The 21,795-nt window shown below is 54.0% G+C and carries 19 protein-coding genes, 2 tRNA genes and 2 pseudogenes; 5 read left to right on the top strand and 18 right to left on the bottom strand.

The features are described 5' to 3' along the window. Nucleotides 1-23: 23 nt before the first annotated feature. The gene (locus HA45_RS07875; RefSeq protein WP_100704448.1) at nt 24-311 is read left to right on the top strand and encodes a GIY-YIG nuclease family protein; all 288 of its coding nucleotides are present in this window, start codon (nt 24-26) and stop codon (nt 309-311) included. Here the strand turns inward: HA45_RS07875 and HA45_RS07870 are convergent. After that, nucleotides 295-800: pseudogene (locus HA45_RS07870) on the bottom strand (GNAT family N-acetyltransferase). The gene HA45_RS07875 and the pseudogene HA45_RS07870 sit on opposite strands and share 17 nt — an antisense overlap. Further along, a complete protein-coding gene (gene ubiT / locus HA45_RS07865; RefSeq protein WP_100704686.1) occupies nt 794-1,318 on the bottom strand; it encodes a ubiquinone anaerobic biosynthesis accessory factor UbiT in 525 nt (174 codons plus the stop codon). The pseudogene HA45_RS07870 and the gene ubiT overlap by 7 nt, the downstream one beginning before the upstream one ends. Nucleotides 1,319-1,522: 204 nt before the next feature. Here ubiT and ubiU point away from each other — a divergent pair, with 204 nt between their 5' ends. Genes ubiU through HA45_RS07850 form a run of 3 tightly spaced genes read left to right on the top strand, consistent with a single transcriptional unit; the run spans nt 1,523 to nt 4,537 of the window. Continuing rightward, entirely contained in the window at nt 1,523-2,518 is a 996-nt protein-coding gene (gene ubiU / locus HA45_RS07860; protein WP_100704446.1) for a ubiquinone anaerobic biosynthesis protein UbiU, read from the top strand. A 9-nt stretch (nt 2,519-2,527) separates the two neighbouring features. Further along, complete coding sequence (locus HA45_RS07855) at nt 2,528-3,412, top strand: U32 family peptidase (RefSeq protein ID WP_100704445.1); 885 nt, start codon at nt 2,528-2,530, stop codon at nt 3,410-3,412. A 54-nt stretch (nt 3,413-3,466) separates the two neighbouring features. Further along, nucleotides 3,467-4,537 (top strand): luciferase-like monooxygenase, encoded by a 1,071-nt coding sequence (locus HA45_RS07850; protein ID WP_244563420.1) that lies wholly within the window; start codon nt 3,467-3,469, stop codon nt 4,535-4,537. Between the two features lie 3 nt (nt 4,538-4,540). Here the strand turns inward: HA45_RS07850 and HA45_RS07845 are convergent, their stop codons facing one another. Further along, a complete protein-coding gene (locus tag HA45_RS07845; RefSeq protein ID WP_100704443.1) occupies nt 4,541-5,458 on the bottom strand; it encodes an AraC family transcriptional regulator in 918 nt (305 codons plus the stop codon). 183 nt (nt 5,459-5,641) lie between these two features. Here HA45_RS07845 and HA45_RS07840 point away from each other — a divergent pair, with 183 nt between their 5' ends. Then, the gene (locus HA45_RS07840; protein ID WP_100704442.1) at nt 5,642-6,388 is read left to right on the top strand and encodes an SDR family NAD(P)-dependent oxidoreductase; all 747 of its coding nucleotides are present in this window, start codon (nt 5,642-5,644) and stop codon (nt 6,386-6,388) included. 66 nt (nt 6,389-6,454) lie between these two features. Here HA45_RS07840 and HA45_RS07835 read toward each other — a convergent pair whose 3' ends face one another. The 15 genes and pseudogenes from HA45_RS07835 to folP form a co-directional block, all read right to left on the bottom strand. Beyond that, nucleotides 6,455-8,413 (bottom strand): DEAD/DEAH family ATP-dependent RNA helicase, encoded by a 1,959-nt coding sequence (locus HA45_RS07835; RefSeq protein ID WP_100704441.1) that lies wholly within the window; start codon nt 8,411-8,413, stop codon nt 6,455-6,457. Between the two features lie 16 nt (nt 8,414-8,429). Then, complete coding sequence (gene yrbN, locus HA45_RS28970) at nt 8,430-8,486, bottom strand: protein YrbN (protein WP_098053093.1); 57 nt, start codon at nt 8,484-8,486, stop codon at nt 8,430-8,432. A 103-nt stretch (nt 8,487-8,589) separates the two neighbouring features. Beyond that, nucleotides 8,590-9,474 (bottom strand): lipoprotein NlpI, encoded by an 885-nt coding sequence (nlpI, locus tag HA45_RS07825; protein WP_100704440.1) that lies wholly within the window; start codon nt 9,472-9,474, stop codon nt 8,590-8,592. Nucleotides 9,475-9,603: 129 nt separating this feature from the next. Beyond that, the gene (pnp, locus tag HA45_RS07820; protein WP_100704439.1) at nt 9,604-11,739 is read right to left on the bottom strand and encodes a polyribonucleotide nucleotidyltransferase; all 2,136 of its coding nucleotides are present in this window, start codon (nt 11,737-11,739) and stop codon (nt 9,604-9,606) included. A 311-nt stretch (nt 11,740-12,050) separates the two neighbouring features. Further along, nucleotides 12,051-12,319, bottom strand: a pseudogene (gene rpsO, locus HA45_RS07815) (30S ribosomal protein S15). A 134-nt stretch (nt 12,320-12,453) separates the two neighbouring features. Continuing rightward, nucleotides 12,454-13,398, bottom strand: a complete 945-nt coding sequence (gene truB, locus HA45_RS07810; protein WP_100704438.1) for a tRNA pseudouridine(55) synthase TruB — start codon at nt 13,396-13,398, stop codon at nt 12,454-12,456. Then, complete coding sequence (gene rbfA, locus HA45_RS07805) at nt 13,398-13,805, bottom strand: 30S ribosome-binding factor RbfA (protein WP_100704437.1); 408 nt, start codon at nt 13,803-13,805, stop codon at nt 13,398-13,400. Before rbfA ends, truB begins: the two co-directional genes overlap by 1 nt. 65 nt (nt 13,806-13,870) lie before the next feature. Next, entirely contained in the window at nt 13,871-16,561 is a 2,691-nt protein-coding gene (infB, locus tag HA45_RS07800; RefSeq protein WP_100704436.1) for a translation initiation factor IF-2, read from the bottom strand. Nucleotides 16,562-16,578: 17 nt separating this feature from the next. Then, the gene (gene nusA, locus HA45_RS07795; RefSeq protein ID WP_084934277.1) at nt 16,579-18,066 is read right to left on the bottom strand and encodes a transcription termination factor NusA; all 1,488 of its coding nucleotides are present in this window, start codon (nt 18,064-18,066) and stop codon (nt 16,579-16,581) included. A gap of 24 nt (nt 18,067-18,090) precedes the next feature. Continuing rightward, complete coding sequence (gene rimP, locus HA45_RS07790) at nt 18,091-18,543, bottom strand: ribosome maturation factor RimP (RefSeq protein WP_034826528.1); 453 nt, start codon at nt 18,541-18,543, stop codon at nt 18,091-18,093. A gap of 209 nt (nt 18,544-18,752) precedes the next feature. Further along, nucleotides 18,753-18,829: transfer RNA gene (locus HA45_RS07785), tRNA-Met, on the bottom strand. Nucleotides 18,830-18,888: 59 nt separating this feature from the next. Continuing rightward, nucleotides 18,889-18,975: transfer RNA gene (locus HA45_RS07780), tRNA-Leu, on the bottom strand. A 46-nt stretch (nt 18,976-19,021) separates the two neighbouring features. Further along, on the bottom strand, nt 19,022-19,357 hold the full coding sequence (gene secG, locus HA45_RS07775) for a preprotein translocase subunit SecG (RefSeq protein ID WP_034826531.1): 336 nt from the start codon (nt 19,355-19,357) through the stop codon (nt 19,022-19,024). Nucleotides 19,358-19,573: 216 nt separating this feature from the next. After that, nucleotides 19,574-20,908, bottom strand: coding sequence for a phosphoglucosamine mutase (glmM, locus tag HA45_RS07770; protein WP_100704435.1), 1,335 nt, complete (start codon nt 20,906-20,908; stop codon nt 19,574-19,576). Nucleotides 20,909-20,912: 4 nt separating this feature from the next. Continuing rightward, a complete protein-coding gene (gene folP, locus HA45_RS07765) occupies nt 20,913-21,746 on the bottom strand; it encodes a dihydropteroate synthase (protein ID WP_100704434.1) in 834 nt (277 codons plus the stop codon). Nucleotides 21,747-21,795: the final 49 nt, after the last annotated feature.

The following is a 21,795-nucleotide window of genomic DNA, read 5'->3' as shown; positions in this document are numbered from 1 at the left end:
CAGCAATTTTTCAGGATACGTTTATGCAACAGGGCTGGCAGCTGTATATGCTGCAAACCGCTGCTGGAATGCTTTACACCGGCATCACCACGGATGTCCAGCGCCGCTTACTACAGCATCAGGCCGGAAAGGGTGCGCGCGCGCTGCGCGGAAAAGGCCCGCTGACGCTGGTCTTTCACTGCGATGCAGGCGACCGCTCAGCCGCTTCTCGTCTGGAGTACCAGGTGAAGCAACTCAGCCGCACGCAAAAGCTGCTGCTGGTTGCACAGCAGCCTTCATGCCTGAATGCGTGGTTTAATCGAAACGATTAAAAGGTTCCGCGAAAGCGATCAGCCCTTCTGCGCCCGTAAACGCATCGTCCGCAAGTTTGTACACCTGGAACGCCGCTTCGCTGCCCAGCCAACGGCAGTGCAAGCCATGCCGTGCAGCCGGTTCAAAGCCCAACGGGTTGTAGACTCGGGATCGCCCAATACCACCACCGCGCTATAGCTGAACTCGTTCAGGGAATCGAGCCCTTCATACACCAGCTGTTTGGCAATGCCCTGCTTGCGCACCGATTCATCGACCGCCAGCGGCGCTAATGCCACCCAGTTGCGATCTTCGCCTTGCAAGGTGACGGGACTGAAAGCGGCATAACCTAATACCTGTCCTTCATCGTCCGTGGCAACCACGCCCAGCGTTAATAATCCATCTTCACGCAGCTGCTGCACCAATTCAGCCTCGGCGGTAGTAGCAAAACTGCGCTTTAAGAGCGTGTCGATGCCCGCCGCATCCACACCAATTTCAGTACGAATCAACATGAGATCCCCGCGCGCGCCTCTGCGGCCTTCGCGTCCTGTTTCATTCCTGCCTCAACAAAGGCAGCCAGCTGCTGCAACCCCGTGCGCAAAGGCGTGGGCATGGCATCCAGTTCTATGGCATCCATCAAATTCTTCACCTCCAGTCCCAGCTCCGTGTCGCCCTCAATCACCAGGCGGCGTTGAAAGAACAACATATCGGGGTCTGCTTTGCGTGCTGCCACCAGCAACAGATCGTTGGCTTCGCCACGAAACCAGACATCGGCCTCGGCATCGCGCGAAACGGTCAGGCGCCCGTTCTGCAAGGTGGTGATCCAGCGCAGATTTACATCCGCAATCTCGATTCCCAGAAAGCGCCCTTCCAGAAAGTTTAACTCACCTTCAGACAAAGCATGACGAAATTGCCAGTTTAGGAGTTGTTGCAAAACCACTTTTTTCATGGGGAATGGCGTAATAGAAATCGGTAAGCCAAGGAATTTTGGTCCTTTTTCCACAATAAGACCGCACAAGCGCGACAGCATAATCATCAATCCCTTCAGAAAATTTTACCTATATTGCCACATCCCCGCGGCTTCGCCTCCACTGAGATCAAGGAATTAGCCGGATGATTGGTTAAATAATCTTCAGTCTGCAGGGTCATCATCGCTTTCACTGCCTTAAATCAACATTACCGCCAGTCGCCTTCCCTACACTTTACGGCTTCAGTATTCGGGGGAGAAAAATGTATGGAACTGCTGTGTCCGGCGGGGAATTTGCCTGCGCTGAAATCGGCGGTGGAGCATGGCGCCGATGCCGTGTACGTCGGTCTGAAAGATGACACCAATGCCCGCCACTTTGCTGGCCTGAATTTTACCGATAAGAAGCTGGCAGAAGCGTCGCGCTTTCTGCATCAGCATCGGCGCAAGCTGCACGTAGCCATCAACACCTTTGCCCACCCAGATGGCATGAACCGCTGGCAGACTGCGATTGATGTGGCCGCACAGAACGGTGCCGATGCGCTGATTCTCGCTGATATCGCCACGCTGGAATATGCCGCGCAGCGCTATCCGCAGGTAGAACGCCATCTTTCCGTGCAGGCTTCGGCCACCAATCTGCAGGCCATCCACTTTTATCATCGTCATTTCGATCTCAGCCGCGTGGTGCTGCCGCGCGTGCTGTCGATGCATCAGGTTAAACAGCTGGCACGTGAAACACCGGTGCCGCTGGAAGTGTTTGCCTTTGGCAGCTTGTGCATCATGGCGGAGGGCCGCTGTTATCTCTCATCCTGGCTGACGGGTGAATCACCTAACAGTGCTGGCGCCTGCTCACCGGCAAAATTCGTGCGCTGGCAGCAAACGCCACAAGGGATGGAATCGCGCCTGAATGAAGTGCTGATTGATCGCTACGGCGCCGATGAAAGCGCAGGCTATCCGACGCTGTGCAAAGGCCGCTATGAAGTCGATAACCAGCGCTATCACGTGCTGGAAGAGCCCACTAGTTTGAATACCTTGTCGCTGTTACCCGAGCTGCTGCGCGCCAACATCGCTTCGGTGAAAATTGAAGGTCGTCAACGCAGCCCAGCTTATGTGGCGCAGGTGGCGAAAGTATGGCGTCAGGCGATTGACCGCTGCATGGCCTCACCTGAGCAGTTTGCGGTGCAAGAGCCCTGGATGCGGGCGCTGGGTGAGCTTTCTGAAGGCAGTCAAACCACGCTCGGTGCCTATCACCGTGACTGGCAGTAAGGGGAACGCATGAGATACGCAATCGGGCCGGTATTGTGGTACTGGTCAACGGATACGCTGGAAAGCTTTTATCAGCATGCCGCCGACAGTTCTGCCGATATTATTTACCTGGGTGAGGCGGTATGCAGTAAACGGCGCGCGACATCCTTCCATCAATGGATGGAGATGGGACGGCACCTGGCGCAACACGGCAAGCAAGTGGTGGTCAGTACACTGGCGCTGTTGCAGTCGCCATCCGAGGTCAAAGAGCTGCGCCGCTATGTTGAGAATGGCGAGTTTTTGCTGGAGGCGAATGATATCGGCACGGTCAATATGGCGGCAGAGCGTAAGCTGCCGTTTGTCGCCGGCCCCACGCTGAATGTTTACAACGCGCAGACGCTGCAACTGTTGTTGAAAGAAGGCATGACACGCTGGTGTATTCCGGTAGAGATGTCGCGCGATTGGCTGATTCAACTGTTGCAGCAGTGCGATGCAGCAGGCGTGCGCGATCGGTTCGAGGTAGAAGTGCTCGGTTATGGCTATCTGCCGCTGGCGCTTTCCGCACGCTGCTTTACTGCACGTTCAGAGAATCGCGCCAAGGATGATTGTCAGACCTGCTGCATTCATTATCCCACCGGCCGCCGCGTGCTCTCACAGGAGGGGCAACAGGTGTTCGTGTTGAATGGTATCCAGACCATGAGCGGGTACTGCTATAACCTCGGTAACGATTTGGCCGGCATGCATAACTGGATCGACATCGTACGCCTCTCGCCGCAGGATGAAACGACACTGACAGAGGTCGATCGCTTCCGCGCGAACGAAGCCGGGGAAGCGCCGCTAATGATGGCGCGCGGCAGTGACTGCAATGGCTACTGGCGACGGCTGGCGGGCATGGCGCTGCAAAACGGACGATAAAGGCACGTTCCGGCTATATGCCTGCTGTTATTAGCAGTTTTAATATGGGTACTGATGCGTAATACTGACTGGTGCAGGTTGGCTGACGCCTGCGCCATCATAAGCTGGAGTACCCATGTCCGAGAAAAACCTGTTCGCCTGTCCGTATTGGATTTGGCTCCGATTCCCCAGGGTTCCGCCGCGCGCGAGGCCTTCCATAATTCGCTGGCGCTGGCGCGTCAATCAGAAGCGCTTGGATTCCACCGCTATTGGCTTGCCGAGCACCACAACATGACCGGTATCGCCAGTGCGGCGACATCAGTACTGATCGGTTATCTGGCCGCGAATACGGAAACGTTACGCCTGGGTTCCGGTGGCATTATGCTGCCCAACCACGCACCGCTGGTGATCGCTGAACAGTTTGGCACGCTTGAATCGTTGTATCCTGGCCGTATTGACCTGGGACTGGGCCGCGCGCCGGGTTCCGACCAGCGCACCATGTTAGCGCTGCGCCGTCATCTCTCTAGCGCCCAGGCAGATAGCTTCCCGGAAGATGTGGCAGAACTGATTCACTGGTTTGACGCCGAAGACGGTGAACATCCGCCAGTGCAGCCAGTGCCGGGCCTCGGCCTGAAAATTCCGGTGTGGCTGTTAGGTTCCAGCCTTTACAGTGCACAGCTGGCTGCGCAACTTGGCCTGCCCTTCGCGTTTGCGTCTCATTTTGCGCCGGACCTGCTGTTCCAGGCACTGCATCTCTATCGTGAGAAATTCAAACCTTCTGCGCGTCTGACGAAACCGTATGCCATGGTGTGTGTCAACGTGGTGGCTGCGGATAGCGAGCGTGATGCGCGCTTCCTGTTCACCTCGATGCAGCAGCAGTTTATCAATCTGCGCCGTGGCAAACCGGGCCCGCTGCCCGCACCGGTCGAGAACATGGATAACCTGTGGTCGCCGTCTGAGCAATATGGTGTGCAGCAAGCGCTGAGCATGTCGATTGTTGGTGACAGCGACAAAGTGCGCCAGGGGTTAGCCGCGCTGATACGCGAAACTCAGGCGGATGAAATCATGGTTAACGGCCAGATTTTCGATTCACAGGCTCGTTTGCGTTCGTTCGCGCTGGCGATGGAAGCCGCGCGTTCGCTGTAACGTTCACTGCTGTGGGGTCAATCCTTCTGGCCCCACTGCCACCATACGCACATCACGTGCCGGCGATTGCCCGTAGAAGCGACTGTATTCACGGCTAAACTGCGAGGCGCTCTGATACCCCACGCGATATCCTGCCGTTCCTGCATCCAACTTATCAATCAACATCAAGCGCCGCGCCTCGTTAAGACGCAGCTGCTTTTGATATTGCATCGGTGTCATCGCCGTTACCGCTTTAAAATGATGATGCAACGACGAAATGCTCATGCCGACGCTACTGGCCAGCTGATCCATTTTTAGCGGGTGATGGAAGTTTTCGCGCAACCAGCGTGCTGCGCGTGCCACTTTGTTGCCCGGCCGTTCAGTTAACGCCATGTTGAGGATGCGCGGCCCTTCTGGCCCGGTCAGAAGCCGATAGAAAATCTCTTGCTCAATCAACGGTGCCAGCGCGGGAATATCCTGTGGCTGGTCCAGCAGCTCAATCAGGCGAATCACCGCATCCACCAACGGCGGCGCCACTTTGTGTACCGTGATACCGCGTTCGTTGGTGACCGCTGCGCCGATCTGCTGCAACGGGAAATGTTCGAGGTAATGCATCAGGCGCGTTTCATTGATGGTGATACCCACGCCCAGATTGGGTTTCTCCGCTGTCGCTTGTACCACGCAGGATTGCACTGGCATATCCAGCGTGACCAGCAGCAGATCGCCCGGACCGTAATGCATCACGTCTTCACCCATTCGCAGCGCCTTCTGCCCCTGAGCCACCAGTGCAAAACTCGCCCAGGTGGCGATATGAGTCAGACTGGTGGGTTTAGAGCTGCGTCCAAATGAGAGAAAATCGATTGGGCTAAAATGGCGGCCATCCTCCGGGGAATGACGAGCAATCATCGCCACCAGTTGCTGCCACTGTTCCTGATGAATCATGCTTTACGCTCTCCGTGATGAGAAATCACTGTGTCAGCATTCTCGCCTTTCGCTCGCGCTGCGCCTAGTCCCTGAACAGTACTTTTGCAGGATTGTGCAAAAAGCTTGCAGGATTGCGCTACCGCAAAATTGTAGGGACAGCGCATGCTTACCCTTCCCCGAATTCCCAGGTGGAGAGACACAATGAAAGCACTTGAAGGCAAAATCGCGCTGGTGACGGGCGCGTCGAAAGGCATTGGCGCCGCCATTGCGATGACTTTCGCGGCGGCCGGTGCGCGCGTGATTGTTAATTACCGCCAGGATGAAGCGGGTGCGGCAGATGTGGTGACGGACATTTGCGAGCTAGGCAGCGATGCTATCGCCGTTCAGGCCGATATCTCACGTGAGGCCGATGTGCAGCGTTTATTCGCCCGTAGCATCGAGCAGTTTGGCGCACCGGATATCGTGGTCAACAACGCGGGTATTTTCCATCACGGCGACTTTGCCGAACTCAGCCTCAGCGAAATGCAGCAACAGCTCAATGTGAACGTGTTGGGGACATTACTGGTTTGTCAGCAGGCAGCTAAGCACTTCCCCGCCCACGGTGGCACCATCATTAATCTGAGTGCCCTCAATAGTCAGCGTAGTACGCCCGGTTCGGTTTTGTGGGCGGCGACCAAGGGCGCGATTGATACCTTAACGCAAGGTCTGGCACGTGAACTGGGGCCGCGTAACATCCGCGTCAATGCATTGGCACCGGGGATCATCCTGACGGAAGGTTTACTGGCAGCGAAGAAGATGAACCCCGACGTTAAAGCGAAACTGATTGCCGCTACGCCGTTGGGACGATTTGGGTTACCGGAGGATGTGGCGCAGGTTGCCCTATTCCTCGCGTCGGAAGAGTCAGCCTATGTAAGCGGTGAGCGGGTGCTGATTTCAGGCGGAGTGTAAAGATTATTTTACGAGCATAAAAAAGGGACGCCGCGGCGTCCCTTTTTACTTTTAAGCTTTTATCGCTTATGCATCACGGCGTGCTGGACGTGGCGCAGAGGCACCGTCTTCACGACGTGGGCCACGGCCACCTTCACGGCTGAAACGTCCGCCTTCACGACCACCCTCACGACCGCCTTCACGACGCTCAGAGAAACGACGCGGAGCGCCTTCGCCACGTGGAGCACCATCACCACGCGGTGCGCCATTGCCACGACGCTCGCCACCACCTGCAGGACGACGCTCAGAGCGCTCGTGCACCGGTGCATCACCCATCAACTGCATGTTCATCGGCTTGTTCAGGATGCGCGTGCGAGTGAAGTGCTGCAGAACTTCGCCCGGCATACCTTTTGGCAGCTCGATAGTTGAGTGAGTACCGAACAGCTTGATGTTACCGATGTAACGGCTGCTGATGTCGCCTTCGTTAGCAATCGCGCCAACGATGTGACGAACTTCAACACCATCATCACGGCCCACTTCAATGCGATACAGCTGCATTTCGCCAACGTCACGACGTTCACGACGTGGAGCACCATCACGGCTTTCGCCACGATCACCACGGTCACCGCGGTCGGCACGGTTTTCACGCGGACCGCGTGAATCGCGAGAGTCACGTGAATCACGACGCTCATCACGCTCGCGGAATTCACGACGCGCTGGACGTGGTGCTTCTGGTGGCAGAATCAGTGGACGTTCGCCCTGTGCCATTTTCAGCAGTGCTGCGGCCAGAGTTTCGATATCCAGATCTTCGCCCGGCTGCATTTTGCTCAGCAGTGCGCGGTACATGTCCAGATCGCTGCTTTCCAGCTGCTGCTGTACTTTCGCGGCGAACTTAGCCAGACGACGCTCACCCAGCAGTTCTGCGTTAGGCAGCTCAACTTCTGGAATGGTCAGCTTCATGGTGCGTTCAATGTTACGCAGCAGACGACGCTCGCGGTTCTCAACGAACAGCAGCGCACGGCCCGCACGACCCGCACGACCGGTACGGCCGATACGGTGAACGTAAGATTCCGCATCCATTGGGATGTCATAGTTAACAACCAGGCTGATACGCTCAACGTCCAGACCACGTGCGGCAACGTCAGTCGCGATCAGAATGTCCAGACGACCATCTTTCAGGCGCTCCAGCGTCTGCTCACGCAGTGCCTGGTTCATGTCACCGTTCAGGGCTGCACTGTTGTAACCGCTGCGCTCCAGCGCTTCGGCCACTTCCAGCGTGGCGTTTTTGGTACGCACGAAGATGATGGCTGCATCAAAGTCTTCTGCTTCCAGGAAACGCACCAGCGCATCATTCTTACGGCCGTAAGCGGTCCAGTAAGACTGAGAGATATCAGGACGCGTGGTCATGCTTGACTGGATGCGTACTTCCTGTGGATCTTTCATGAAGCGTTTAGTAATACGACGAATCGCTTCTGGCATGGTAGCTGAGAACAGCGCGGTCTGGTGACCGTCTGGGATCTGCGCCATGATGGTTTCAACGTCTTCGATGAAGCCCATACGCAGCATTTCATCAGCTTCGTCCAGCACCAGGCCGCGCAGGTTAGACAGATCTAACGTGCCGCGTTTCAGGTGATCCAGCAGACGACCAGGCGTACCCACAACAACTTGTGGTCCCTGACGCAGTGCACGCAGCTGAACGTCATAACGCTGGCCGCCGTACAGGGCCACTACGTTTACGCCACGCATGTGTTTAGAGAATTCAGTCATGGCTTCAGCAACCTGAACAGCCAGTTCGCGGGTTGGAGCCAGCACCAGGATTTGCGGTGCTTTAACGGTTGGATCAATGTTGTGCAGCAGTGGCAGCGAGAATGCCGCCGTTTTACCACTACCGGTCTGCGCCATACCTAACACATCACGGCCAGCCAGCAGGTGAGGAATACACTCAGCCTGGATTGGAGAAGGCTTAACGTAGCCCATACCGTTCAGTGATTCGAGGATGTCGGCGTTCAGGCCAAGTTCGGAAAAAGTGGTTTGAATATCAGTCATGTAGTACACGTGCCTCTTAGATTGCGGCGGCCAGTCTACATAACTCGTCGTGAAAACTTTCAGTCATTTTCATCAAAAAGTGTGAACCGGCTCAAATTAGAAGTTTTGACGAACAGAAAAGCCCTCACCTCGAAGATGATGACTTTACAAGTATTCAGGCAATAAAAGTTCGTCAGCTATTGCTGGTCAGATTCTGATAAATCGTCTTGTGTCTGGCCGAGTTGCGCCAGTTCCAACAATGCGTATCGGTGCTCAACAAAGTTGTTAACATTGTTAGCGACCGCCAGTTTGAACAACGCTTTCGCGTCGTCCTTCTCCCCCAGACTTAGGTAGTACTTACCTAAATAGAAGTTGGTTTCACTGAGATGTTCAGCGAGCGAGGTGTTATCCGTTGCGTCCGCCTTGAGACGTTCCATCAGCGTTTTTTCACTGATGTCGCCAAGGTAGAACTCGACAATATTCCATCCCCATTGGTCCCGGGCCGCTTTGTCATGGCGCTGTTGAAGCGCAACTTTTGCCTTGTCGGCGTCCATATCGCTTTCAACGAGATAGAGCCAAAGGCTGCGGAAAGGATCGTTAGGATCGTCTTGATAAAACGCCAGCAGATCATCTTGCGCTAACTTGTATCGACCGCCGTAATAGAGGGCGATACCACGGTTTAAATGCGCATAATTGTAAGTTGGATCAAGCTCAAGTACAGAATCAAACGCTTCATAGGCAGCATCAAAATTGCCTGCCTGCGTTAAATATATACCGAGGTAGTTAAACACCTCGGGCATATCTGGTCTTATAGACAGCGCTTGCGAGAAATCGTTCCGCGCTAATGCCCTCAGACCCAAACTATCATACAACACTCCGCGCTCATATAATAGCTGTGCGCGTTCATCATCGGTCAGGGCACGACTGGCAAGAATTTGTTCCATTCGCGCCAGGATCACCTCTTGCTGCAGTGTGGGCTGCAAAGGTACTGCCAGAACTTCGTTCTTACGCCAATTGGAGTTGCTGCATCCTGCCAGCGTGATAGCTGTCGCAACAAAACACCAGCGCAAAAAAGGCTTCATTTCCCACTCCCGAATACAAACATTGGGACAACCATCCTGTCATCCGCCTGCTGTGCACAAGGATTCCCGCCCTCGCGATGATCCAAACACCTCTCCCCGAAAAGCAGGGAGAGGCCAATCAGTAAACGCTTACTCGGCGTCAGATGCATTCGTTGCAGCGGTAGTTTCTTCTGCTGGTTTCTGCTCTGTCGCTTCTTTGATGCTCAGGCGTACGCGGCCCTGACGGTCCACTTCCATAACTTTCACTGGAACTTCCTGACCCATCTGCAGGTAATCTGTCACTTTCTCAACACGCTTGTCAGCGATCTGAGAAATATGGACCAGACCTTCTTTACCGCCGCCGATTGCCACGAAGGCACCGAAATCAACGATACGCGTCACTTTACCAGAGTAGATACGGCCCACTTCGATTTCAGCGGTGATCTCTTCGATACGACGAATCGCTTCTTTCGCTTTGTTGCCATCGGTTGCTGCGATCTTCACGGTGCCATCATCTTCGATTTCGATGGTGGTGCCGGTTTCTTCAGTCAGCGCACGGATTACAGAACCGCCTTTACCGATAACATCTTTGATCTTGTCTGAGCTGATCTTGATGGTATAGATACGTGGTGCGAACTCAGAGATTTCCTGACGTGGGGTGCTGATTGCCTGCTCCATCACGCTCAGGATGTGCAGACGCGCGCCCTTAGCCTGATTCAGTGCAACCTGCATGATCTCACGGGTGATACCTTCAATTTTGATATCCATCTGCAGGGCAGTGATACCGTCGCGGCTACCCGCCACTTTGAAGTCCATATCGCCCAGGTGATCTTCATCGCCCAGAATGTCAGACAGAACCACGAAGTTTTCGTCTTCTTTCACCAGGCCCATTGCGATACCCGCAACAGCTGCCTTGATCGGTACGCCTGCATCCATCAGTGCCAGAGAAGCACCACACACGGAAGCCATAGAAGAAGAACCGTTTGATTCAGTGATTTCTGACACCACACGAATGGTGTACGGGAAATCTTCCTGCTTAGGCATCACTGCCAACACACCGCGCTTCGCCAAACGACCGTGACCAATCTCACGACGCTTCGGTGAGCCAACCATACCGGTTTCGCCCACTGAGTATGGAGGGAAGTTGTAGTGGAACAGGAAGCTATCAGTACGCTCGCCCATCAGCTCATCCAGGTTCTGCGCGTCACGTGCGGTACCCAGTGTTGCGGTAACCAGTGCCTGCGTTTCACCACGGGTGAACAAAGAAGAGCCGTGAGTACGTGGCAGCACGCCAGTACGCACATCCAGACCACGGATCATGTCTTTTTCGCGGCCATCGATACGTGGCTCACCACGAATGATACGGCTACGTACAACACTCTTCTCAAGATCGTGAACGATGTCAGCGATTTCGCCAGCATCCAGCGTTTCGTCTTCTGCTTTCAGTGCAGCAATGGTCGCATCTTTAACGACGCCAACCTGCGTGTAACGCTCTTGCTTATCAGTGATACGGTAAGCATCAGCGATACCGGCTTCTGCCAGTGCAGATACGCGTGCAATCAGCGCATCGTTAGCAGGTTCTGGCTGCCAATCCCAACGTGGTTTGCCAGCTTCAGCAACCAGTGAGTTGATGTTTTCGATAACAATCTGCTGCTGATCGTGGCCGAATACTACCGCGCCCAGCATCTGGTCTTCGGTCAGTACTTCTGCTTCTGATTCAACCATCAGAACCGCGTTCTGCGTACCCGCAACGACCAGGTCCAGACGTGAGGTTTTCAGCTCATCAGAAGTTGGGTTCAGCACGTACTGGTCATTGATATAACCTACACGAGCAGCACCGATTGGACCGTTGAATGGCAGGCCTGACAGCGCCAGGGCTGCAGATGCACCAATCATGGCAACGATGTCTGGGTTAACCTGTGGGTTAACAGAAACGACAGTAGCGATAACCTGCACTTCGTTAATGAAACCTTCCGGGAACAGTGGACGCACTGGACGGTCAATCAGACGAGAAATCAGGGTTTCGCCTTCGCTTGGACGGCCTTCACGACGGAAGAAGCTACCCGGGATACGACCAGCAGCGTAAGTACGCTCCTGATAGTTAACCGTCAGCGGGAAGAAATCTTGATTTGGTTTGGTTTTTTTCTGGCCAACAACGGTCACGAATACCGCGGTGTCGTCCATGCTGGCCATTACTGCTGCAGTGGCCTGGCGCGCCATCATGCCGGTTTCCAGCGTGACAGTATGCTGACCATATTGGAATTTGCGTACGATCGGGTTCAGCAAAATTAAAGTCCTTAAATTCGAGGGGCAGAGCGCTCTTTGGCTCGCCGGGGTTTACCGATCTTTAATTGCATCCTCGCGACTAATGACAATCTTCAACCGCCCATGCGGTAAAGCCTCTCATTAGCCGCGCGAAACGCTGCAAGCAAAGATCACTCTCAGCAACAATACATGAGTTTGGTACGGAATGCTGCGGATTGCTCGAAAAAAGGGGCCTTAAAGGCCCCCTTTTCGCGAAACTCGCACAAATCTGATCGTCAGATGCGGTTTTCTGCATACTGCATGCGCTACATCGTTGATCAGATTCTTCAGACTTAGCGACGCAGACCCAGGCTTTCGATCAGGCTGGTGTAGCGAGCAACGTCTTTACGCTTCAGGTAGTCCAGCAGCTTACGACGCTGAGATACCATGCGCAGCAGACCGCGACGGCTGTGGTGATCTTTTTGTGCTCAGAGAAGTGACCCTGCAGGTGGTTAATCTGAGCAGTCAGCAGAGCAACCTGAACTTCAGTTGAACCGCTGTCATTGGTACCACGACCGTATTTAGCAACGATCTCTGCTTTAGCTTCTACGCTTAGAGACATAATAAACTCCAGATAAAAAATGAATGTATGGGTGCCGATCTCTAATTCAGCAGCCCGCTTTAAAAGCCGCGCTATTCTACTCTTCGCCCGATAGCAACGCAAATGCGCCGTAAGGTCAAACGTGAGTGTCTTGATTAGGCGGGGAACTCTACCACCAGACGACGCGGCGCTACGCGCCCATCCTCAGCGATTTCAGCCATACCGATAAATTTGTGCTCGTCACCTTCAGTGACGCGAACCAATCCCTGAGCTGGCACATTTGCCGCCTGAACGGGCATGCCCTGTTTGAAATAGGCGGCCACGGCAGGCAACAAATTCACAATCGGGAATTCCTCGGCCGGGCTGTCCATTGGCAACAGCAGCGCATCCATTGCACGGTAATCTGGCGTTTCTGATGCGTTAGCTTCTGCCGCCATCGCCTGCAACTGCTCAAACGTCACCATGCGTTCGATGGGATATTTCGCCACCTGCAAACGACGCAGCATGATGACATGCGCACCACAGCCCAGTTTTTCACCAATATCATCAATAATGGTGCGAATGTAGGTGCCTTTGGAAACGTGGATTTCCAGCTCAAGCTCATCGCCTTCCCAGCGAATAAACTGCAGCTCAAACACCGTAATCGGACGCGCTTCACGTGGCACCGTAATGCCTTCACGCGCGTATTCATACAGCTTGCGGCCCTGATATTTCAGCGCGGAAAACATGGTTGGCACCTGTAAGGTGTCACCACGAAAGCTCTCCAGCGTCTCATCCAGCGCGGCCTGATCGAAGGTCACCGGACGCGTTTCGACAATATTGCCATCCGCATCAGAGGTATCGGTTCGCTCACCGAGGCGTGCAATCACGCGATAGCGTTTATCCGAGTCGAGCAGGAACTGCGAGAACTTAGTCGCTTCACCCAGACAAATCGGCAGCATGCCTGTTGCCAAAGGATCAAGTGCGCCTGTATGGCCCGCTTTATTAGCATGAAACAGCCGCTTCACTTTCTGCAGAACATCGTTCGAGGATGCGCCCTGATGCTTATCCAGCAAAAACACACCGTGGATATCGCGACCACGACGACGAGGACGACTCATCAGTCCTCCTTGTCATCTTCCGCCGGGCTATCGCCACGACGCTCGACATCGCTTTTGATCACATTGCTGACCAGGTTCGACATGCGCATGCCTTCGACCAGCGAGTTGTCATAGAAGAAGGTCAGTTCTGGCACAATGCGCAGGCGCATCGCTTTGCCTACCAGGATGCGGATATAGCCAGACGCTTCTTTCAGCGCTTTCAGGCCATTTTTTACCGCTTCTTCGTCTTTGTCGTTTAGAAAAGTCACGAAGACTTTGGCATACGCCAGGTCGCGGGACACTTCAACACCGGAAACGGTCACCATCATACCCAGACGTGGATCTTTGATTTCGCGCTGCAGGATAATTGCGATTTCTTTTTGCAGTTCCTGAGATACGCGCTGTGGGCGGCCAAATTCTTTTGCCATTTGTCTTTCTCCCAAATAATTCGGGAGGCCATAGGCCTCCCAAATTGCAACACATCAAATGATGATCAATCGATGGTGCGTTTAATTTCAATGATTTCGAAGACTTCGATCATATCGCCAACGCGAACATCATTGTAGTTCTTCACGCCGATACCACACTCCATGCCATTACGCACTTCGTTGACATCGTCTTTAAAGCGACGCAGAGATTCCAGCTCGCCTTCGTAAATCACCACGTTGTCGCGCAGTACGCGAATCGGGTTGTGACGTTTGATGTTGCCTTCGGTAACCATACAGCCGGCAATGGCGCCAAATTTCGGTGACTTAAATACGTCACGGACTTCGGCCAGACCAATAATCTGCTGTTTGAACTCAGGCGCCAACATACCGCTCATCGCCGCTTTCACTTCGTCGATCAGATTATAGATGACGGAGTAGTAACGCAGGTCAACGCTTTCAGCGTCAATCACGCGACGCGCAGAAGCATCAGCACGGACGTTGAAGCCGAGGATGATTGCGTTAGACGCTGCAGCCAGGGTGGCGTCGGTTTCAGTGATACCGCCCACGCCCGAACCGATAATTCTCACCTTCACTTCGTCGGTAGAGAGTTTCAGCAGAGAATCGGAGATCGCTTCGACAGAACCCTGTACGTCGGACTTCAGCACGATGTTCAGCTCGGACACTTCGCCTTCGGTCATGTTGGCGAACATGTTCTCCAACTTCGACTTCTGCTGACGCGCCAGCTTCACTTCACGGAATTTGCCCTGACGATACAGTGCAACTTCACGCGCTTTCTTCTCGTCACGTACGACTGTCGCTTCATCACCCGCTGCTGGCACACCAGACAGACCGAGGATTTCCACTGGAATGGATGGACCCGCTTCCAGCACTTCACGACCCAGTTCGTCACGCATCGCACGGACACGGCCGTATTCGAAGCCGCACAGCACGATATCGCCTTTGTTCAGCGTACCTTCACGCACCAGCACGGTAGCAACCGGACCACGACCTTTGTCGAGGAACGATTCGATAACCACGCCGCTCGCCATACCTTCACGGATAGCGGAGAGTTCCAGCACTTCTGCTTGCAGCAGAATCGCGTTCAACAGGTCATCGATACCGGTACCCGCTTTCGCAGAGACGTTAACGAACATGTTTTCGCCGCCCCACTCTTCCGGAAGAATTCCGTATTGAGTCAGTTCGTTCTTAACACGATCTGGATCGGCATCAGGCTTATCAACTTTGTTGACCGCTACAACCACTGGCACACCGGCTGCTTTCGCGTGCTGGATAGCTTCGATGGTCTGAGGCATCACGCCATCATCTGCAGCAACAACCAGGATAACGATATCCGTTGCCTGTGCACCACGTGCACGCATCGCGGTAAACGCGGCGTGGCCCGGGGTATCCAGGAAGGTAATCATCCCGTTGTCGGTCTCAACGTGGTAAGCACCAATATGCTGTGTAATACCGCCAGCCTCGCCTGAAGCGACTTTGGTTGAGCGGATGTAATCCAGCAGAGAGGTTTTACCGTGGTCGACGTGGCCCATAATGGTCACCACTGGCGCGCGAGCTTCCTGCGCAGCATCAGTGTCACGATCGTCCATTACCGCCTCTTCCAGCTCATTCTCACGGCGCAGGATCACTTTGTGACCCATTTCTTCCGCGACCATCTGAGCAGTTTCCTGGTCGATAACCTGGTTGATGGTCGCCATCGCGCCCATCTTCATCATCGCTTTGATGACCAAAGAACCTTTGATCGCCATCTTGTTGGCCAGTTCAGCCACGGTGATGGTTTCACCGATGACAACATCGCGGTTTACAGCCTGAACAGGCTTGTTGAAGCCTTGCTGCAGGGTGCTTGGCTTACGATGTTTGCCACCTTTACCGCCACGTACTTGCGCACGTGCTTCTTCGCGGTCGGTTTTCGCTTCAGAATGCTTGTTGCCTTTCTTCACCGGGCGAGCAGCCTTCGTGGTGCGCGCACGTGCACGTCCCGCTTCGACTTGACGATCGTTCTCGTCTTCGGCCTGACGGGCATGAGTTGAAGTGGTGACGTGATAGTCGCCCTTATCTTCTTCCTCAGGTTTTGCCCATTCAACGGCTTTCTCTTCAGCCAGGCGCTTAGATTCTTCTGCTACGCGGCGGGCATCTTCTTCTAGCTTACGGCGCGCTTCTTCTTCTGATTTGCGTTTCAGTTCAGCCGCTTCGGCTTCACGACGGGCTTTATCAGACTGCGCAGCCTTGGTTACTTCGTCGGTAGGTTGATTTGTCACTTTGTCATTTTCCGCTGCTTCACGTTTGGCCTTTTCAGCGGCTTCGCGCTTGGCTTTATCTTCGGCTTCACGTTGCGCTTTTTGTTCAGCTTCGCGACGGGCTTGTTCTTCCGCCTCGCGACGCGCCTGCTCTTCCGCTTCACGCTGCGCCTCAGCTTCAGCTTCTGCCTGAGCTTGCTCAGACTCTGCATCACCTTTCACGTATGTGCGCTTTTTGCGGACTTCGATTTGCACCGACTTACTTTTACCCCCGGTGACGGGAATATTCAAGGTGCTGCGCGTTTTGCGCTGCAAAGTCAGTTTACTTGAACCGGTCTGACCGTGCTCACGATTCAGGTGGGACAGTAAGGTTTCTTTCTCTTGCTGGGACACCGCATCGTTTTCAGACTTGGGGATCCCTGCATCAGCAAATTGCTGTACCAGGCGATCGACCGGAGTCTGAATTTCGGCGGCCAGCGATTTTACGGTTACATCTGTCATGCTGTTCCTTCCTGTTATTACGCGTCATCGCCGAACCAGCAGATATTACGTGCAGCCATAATCAGCGCACCGGCCTTCTCATCATCCAGCCCTTCAATATCTGTCAGATCGTCAACACCTTGCTCAGCGAGATCTTCCAGCGTGCAAACGCCTTTTGACGCCAGGCGATACGCCAGCGCACGATCCAAGCCCTCAAGATTCAGAAGATCCTCAGCGGGCTCCTGATTACCAAGGCTCTCTTCTTTCGCTAATGCCAGGGTGGTCAACGCATTTTTTGCTCGTTCACGCAGGGCTTCAATGGTCTCTTCGTCGAGGCCGTCGATTTCCAGCAGCTCGTTGATTGGCACGTAAGCCAATTCTTCCAGCGAAGAGAAGCCCTCTTCCACCAGAACGGTGGCGAACTCTTCATCGATTTCGAGATGTTTGGTGAACATATCGATCGCTGCGTGGGCTTCAGCCTGATGCTTAGCCTGCAGATCATCGACGGTCATCACGTTCAGTTCCCAACCGCTCAGTTGGGAAGCCAGACGCACGTTTTGGCCGTTACGGCCGATCGCCTGAGCCAGATTGCCGGCTTCAACAGCGATATCCATGGTGTGATTATCTTCATCAACCACGATTGACGCCACATCGGCTGGTGCCATGGCGTTAATGACGAATTGCGCGGGGTTATCGTCCCACAGCACGATATCGATACGCTCGCCACCCAGTTCGCTTGAAACTGCCTGTACGCGCGCACCGCGCATACCGACGCACGCGCCAACAGGATCGATGCGTTTATCGTTGGTTTTCACGGCGATTTTTGCACGTGAACCCGGATCGCGCGCTGCCGCTTTGATCTCGATAACTTCTTCACCGATTTCTGGAACCTCAATGCGGAACAGTTCGATCAGCATTTCTGGCTTAGAACGGGTGACAAACAGCTGCGCACCACGCGCTTCCGGACGCACGGCATACAGCACGCCGCGAATACGATCGCCTGGGCGGAAGTTTTCACGTGGCAGCATATCTTCACGACCAATCACGGCTTCAGCATTGCTGCCGAGGTCCAGTGAAATACTGTCGCGGTTCACTTTCTTCACCACGCCGGTGATGATCTCACCTTCGTGTTGACGGAACTGATCAACCACCATTGCGCGTTCAGCTTCACGCACTTTCTGCACGATAACCTGCTTCGCGGTTTGGGTGGTGATACGGTCGAAGGTGACAGATTCAATCTGATCTTCAACGTATTCGCCCAGATTGAACGCTTCGTCTTCAAAGCGGGCCGCATCCAGCGTGATCTCGCGAGTTGGCTGTGTCACTTCGTCCACAATCACCCAGCGACGGAAAGTATCGAAATCGCCGCTGCGACGGTCAATGCTGACGCGCACTTCGATCTCTTGCTCATACTTCTTTTTAGTCGCAGTGGCCAAAGCGCTCTCCAGCGCCTCGAAGATTTTCTCACGCGGCAGGGCTTTTTCGTTAGAAACGGCTTCTACTACAGCTAAGATCTCTTTGTTCATCCTGGTTAGCCTCAATCCGGACTTTTAAAAGTGGGGGACCAGGTTCGCTTTCTGAATATTACTCAGCGCGAACACCTCATCGTTACCCTCAACGGTTACCGTGATCATCTCACCTTCCACGGACTTGATGATCCCCTGCCATTTACGGCGGTTCTGTACGGCCATGCGCAGTGTCAGGCTTACCTCATCACCGGCGAAACGTGCATAGTGTTCAGCAGTGAAAAGAGGACGCTCAAGACCTGGCGAGGAGACTTCAAGGTTGTAAGCCACCGTAATGGGATCTTCCACATCCATTACCGCGCTGACCTGGTGGCTCACATCGGCACAATCATCAACATTGATACCATTCTCACTATCAATATAGATGCGCAAAGTCGATGTGCGACCGCGAACGAATTCGATACCGACTAATTCGTAGCCAAGCGCTTCTACCGGAGCGGTGATCAAATCAGTCAATTTTTGCTCTAATGTGGACAAGCCCACCCCCAAGACATAAAAAAGGGCCTATAGCCCAGTATTGCGATTCCTGATAACAAAAAACCCCGAAAATTCGGGGCTTTTTGTGACTGGACCCTGTACGCCGCATAGCGGCTTCGGCACACAATCCAAAAGAATTTTTTCAAAAACTACTGAGGATGCGTCCGTCGATGCATACAGTATATTTGAAAAAGAACTCTAAGGGAAAGTGGTTGCGGGGGCCGGATTTGAACCGACGACCTTCGGGTTATGAGCCCGACGAGCTACCAGGCTGCTCCACCCCGCGTCCGAAAACGTGGCGAATAATACGCCGACCTTGCTAAAATAGCAAGTTTTACTGAGATTTGGTACCGAGGACGGGACTTGAACCCGTAAGCCCTTTCGAGCACTACCACCTCAAGGTAGCGTGTCTACCAATTTCACCACCTCGGTACTGCACTGACTGCGACGTTGTTTTGTCGCTAAAGCATTGACGATGTTACTGCGGGATATCATTGCCCGGGGTTGCCGGTTTAGCTGGCTGAGTCTGCTGTTCAGACTGAGCTGGCGCAGTGAGGTTTTCCCACTCGCTTCCTTTAGAAGACTTGTTCGTGTTCAGATTGCCCAGAATCAAGCTGATAATGAAGAACAGGGTCGCCAGTACTGCAGTCATACGCGTCATGAAGTTACCAGACCCGTTTGAACCGAACAGTGTACCAGAGGCGCCTGCACCGAATGAGGCTCCCATATCAGCGCCTTTGCCTTGCTGAAGCATGATCAGACCCACGAGGCCAATCGCAACAATAAGGAAAACAACTAACAGAGCTTCGTACATAATCAACCTGTTTCCTTGCGCGTATCCGCACAGTTAAAGCTTCACCAGTATTGACGGGGAGTATCGTCATCACCCATCAGAAGCGGGTGTGAATACTAACCAATGGTGCATACCTCTGCAAGCGCAATTTTCACCAACTTTATTGATTGCGGAAAAAAGCGCCAGGGTGGTGATTTATCAGGCGGAAAGTTGAGATCTTGCCGCCTGATAACGGTTTTAAACCGCTTTTACCGCATCGGCAATTTTATGCGCCAACTCGGTCACTAAAGCCTCGTCTTCGCCTTCTACCATCACGCGAATCAGCGGTTCGGTACCGGACTTACGCAGCAGCACGCGCCCACGTCCTGCCAGGGTTTTCTCCACTTCTGCGCTGACGGCTTTCACGCTGTCACTCTCAAGGGGATCATGGCTGCCCGTGAAACGAACATTGACCAAAATCTGCGGCAACATTTTCATGCCGCTGCACAGATCATGCAGGCTCATGTGATTACGTACGACGGCAGTAAGCACTTGCAAACTGGCTACGATACCGTCGCCAGTGCTGATTTTATCCAGCAAAATCACATGGCCGGAGTTTTCAGCGCCCAGACGCCAGCCCTTCTCCTGCATTTTTTCCAGTACGTAGCGGTCACCCACTTTCGCGCGGGTAAACGGGATCCCCAGCTGCTTAAGCGCCAGCTCAAGCCCCATGTTGCTCATCAACGTCCCCACCACGCCACCGCGCAGTTGTCCCTGACGTAACGCTTCACGCGCAATGATATAGAGAATCTGATCGCCATCGACCTTCTGCCCTAAATGATCGACCATCATGATGCGGTCGCCATCTCCGTCATAGGCCAGGCCGAGGTCGGCTTTCTCATCCAGCACGCGCTGCTGCAACATCCGCAGGTCGGTAGCGCCACACTCTTTATTGATGTTCATGCCATCGGGCTGCACGCCGATAGCAATCACTTTTGCGCCCAGTTCGCGCAGCACGTTAGGTGCGATGTGATAAGTGGCGCCATTGGCGCAATCCACCACAATCTTCAAACTGTTGAGGCTGAGTTCACCGGGGAACGTACCTTTGCAAAACTCGATGTAGCGGCCCGCCGCATCAACGATACGACTGGCGCGGCCCAGCTCAGCAGACTCTACACAGGTCAGCGGCTTCTCCAGCTCCAGCTCAATCGCCTCTTCCACTTCATCCGGTAATTTGGTGCCTTCGGCTGAGAAGAATTTAATGCCGTTATCATCAAAAGGATTGTGTGATGCAGAAATAACGATGCCGGCTTCTGCACGGAAGGTACGCGTCAGGTAAGCAATGGCCGGTGTCGGCATCGGACCGGTAAAGGCCGCCGACAAACCAGCCGCCGCGAGACCGGCTTCCAGTGCAGATTCCAGCATATAGCCAGAAATACGCGTATCTTTGCCAATTAACACTTTGCGCGAGCCAGAACGCGCCAGCACTTTCCCGGCGGCAAAACCCAGCTTGAGGACGAAATCAGGCGTGATCGGCGCTTCACCGACTTTGCCACGAATGCCATCTGTACCGAAATATTTACGATTACTCATGTCTTTATCCTTTTGCTCTTCGCGTCGCTTCGACAACGCGCATCGCTTCGACAGTTTCTTTCACATCATGCACGCGAATAATTTGTGCCCCCTGCATAGCGGCAATGACCGCACAGCTTAGGCTGCCAGTCAGGCGCTGTGCTGGACCGACGTTTAACAGCTGGCCAATCATCGACTTACGCGACATCCCTACCAGCAGCGGCAAGCCGAAATGGTGGAAATGGCTGAGTTCAGCCAGCAGTTGATAATTGTGGTTGAGATTCTTACCGAAACCGAAGCCAGGGTCGAGCAGCAGATTGTCTTTTTTGATGCCCGCCGCTTCACACCGGGCAATTTGCGCTCGAAAGTAAGCGTCCACTTCGCTCACAATATCGGCGTATTCAGGTGCCTGCTGCATTGTGCGTGGCTCGCCTTGCATATGCATCAGACAAACGGGGAGTCCGGTTTCGGCAGCCGCGGCCAATGCGCCAGGTTCCGAGAGCGAGCGAATATCATTAATAATGTGGGCACCCACTCGCGCCGATTCACGGATCACCTCTGGCTTGGAAGTATCCACCGAAATCCACACTTCAAAACGCTGAGCAATCGCTCCCACGACGGGAATCACGCGCGCCAGCTCTTCGTCCACGCTCACTTCATCCGCGCCGGGACGCGTCGATTCGCCGCCCACGTCGATGATCGTTGCGCCAGCGTTCACCATCTCATTGGTGTGGGTCAGCGCATTCACCAGCGTGTTGTGTGATCCGCCATCAGAGAAAGAATCCGGGGTGACGTTCAAAATACCCATCACATGGGGGAACGACAGATCGAGGTGGGAATCGCGGGCGAACAACTTCATGGCGGGGTCTCCTGGAAAATCACACTATCACTAAATGTAAAAAACCCCG

It is taken from the genome of Pantoea rodasii (assembly GCF_002095465.1).
In the GTDB taxonomy this organism is placed as follows: Bacteria; Pseudomonadota; Gammaproteobacteria; order Enterobacterales; family Enterobacteriaceae; genus Pantoea; species Pantoea rodasii.
Note: the sequence above shows the minus strand (reverse complement) of the source record. Positions and strands in the feature narration are given on the sequence as shown.

Coding starts and splice junctions, on each gene's coding strand:
- ubiT (WP_100704686.1), bottom strand. CDS start 1,318: ATGCTGTCGCGCTTGTGCGGTCTTATTGTGGAAAAAGGACCAAAATTC.
- HA45_RS07855 (WP_100704445.1), top strand. CDS start 2,528: ATGAGATACGCAATCGGGCCGGTATTGTGGTACTGGTCAACGGATACG.
- HA45_RS07835 (WP_100704441.1), bottom strand. CDS start 8,413: ATGACTGATATTCAAACCACTTTTTCCGAACTTGGCCTGAACGCCGAC.
- glmM (WP_100704435.1), bottom strand. CDS start 20,908: ATGAGTAATCGTAAATATTTCGGTACAGATGGCATTCGTGGCAAAGTC.
- truB (WP_100704438.1), bottom strand. CDS start 13,398: ATGAGTCGTCCTCGTCGTCGTGGTCGCGATATCCACGGTGTGTTTTTG.
- HA45_RS07845 (WP_100704443.1), bottom strand. CDS start 5,458: ATGATTCATCAGGAACAGTGGCAGCAACTGGTGGCGATGATTGCTCGT.
- rbfA (WP_100704437.1), bottom strand. CDS start 13,805: ATGGCAAAAGAATTTGGCCGCCCACAGCGCGTATCTCAGGAACTGCAA.
- HA45_RS07875 (WP_100704448.1), top strand. CDS start 24: ATGCAACAGGGCTGGCAGCTGTATATGCTGCAAACCGCTGCTGGAATG.
- secG (WP_034826531.1), bottom strand. CDS start 19,357: ATGTACGAAGCTCTGTTAGTTGTTTTCCTTATTGTTGCGATTGGCCTC.
- infB (WP_100704436.1), bottom strand. CDS start 16,561: ATGACAGATGTAACCGTAAAATCGCTGGCCGCCGAAATTCAGACTCCG.
- nusA (WP_084934277.1), bottom strand. CDS start 18,066: ATGAACAAAGAGATCTTAGCTGTAGTAGAAGCCGTTTCTAACGAAAAA.
- nlpI (WP_100704440.1), bottom strand. CDS start 9,474: ATGAAGCCTTTTTTGCGCTGGTGTTTTGTTGCGACAGCTATCACGCTG.
- HA45_RS07840 (WP_100704442.1), top strand. CDS start 5,642: ATGAAAGCACTTGAAGGCAAAATCGCGCTGGTGACGGGCGCGTCGAAA.
- folP (WP_100704434.1), bottom strand. CDS start 21,746: ATGAAGTTGTTCGCCCGCGATTCCCACCTCGATCTGTCGTTCCCCCAT.
- ubiU (WP_100704446.1), top strand. CDS start 1,523: ATGGAACTGCTGTGTCCGGCGGGGAATTTGCCTGCGCTGAAATCGGCG.
- HA45_RS07850 (WP_244563420.1), top strand. CDS start 3,467: ATGCGTAATACTGACTGGTGCAGGTTGGCTGACGCCTGCGCCATCATA.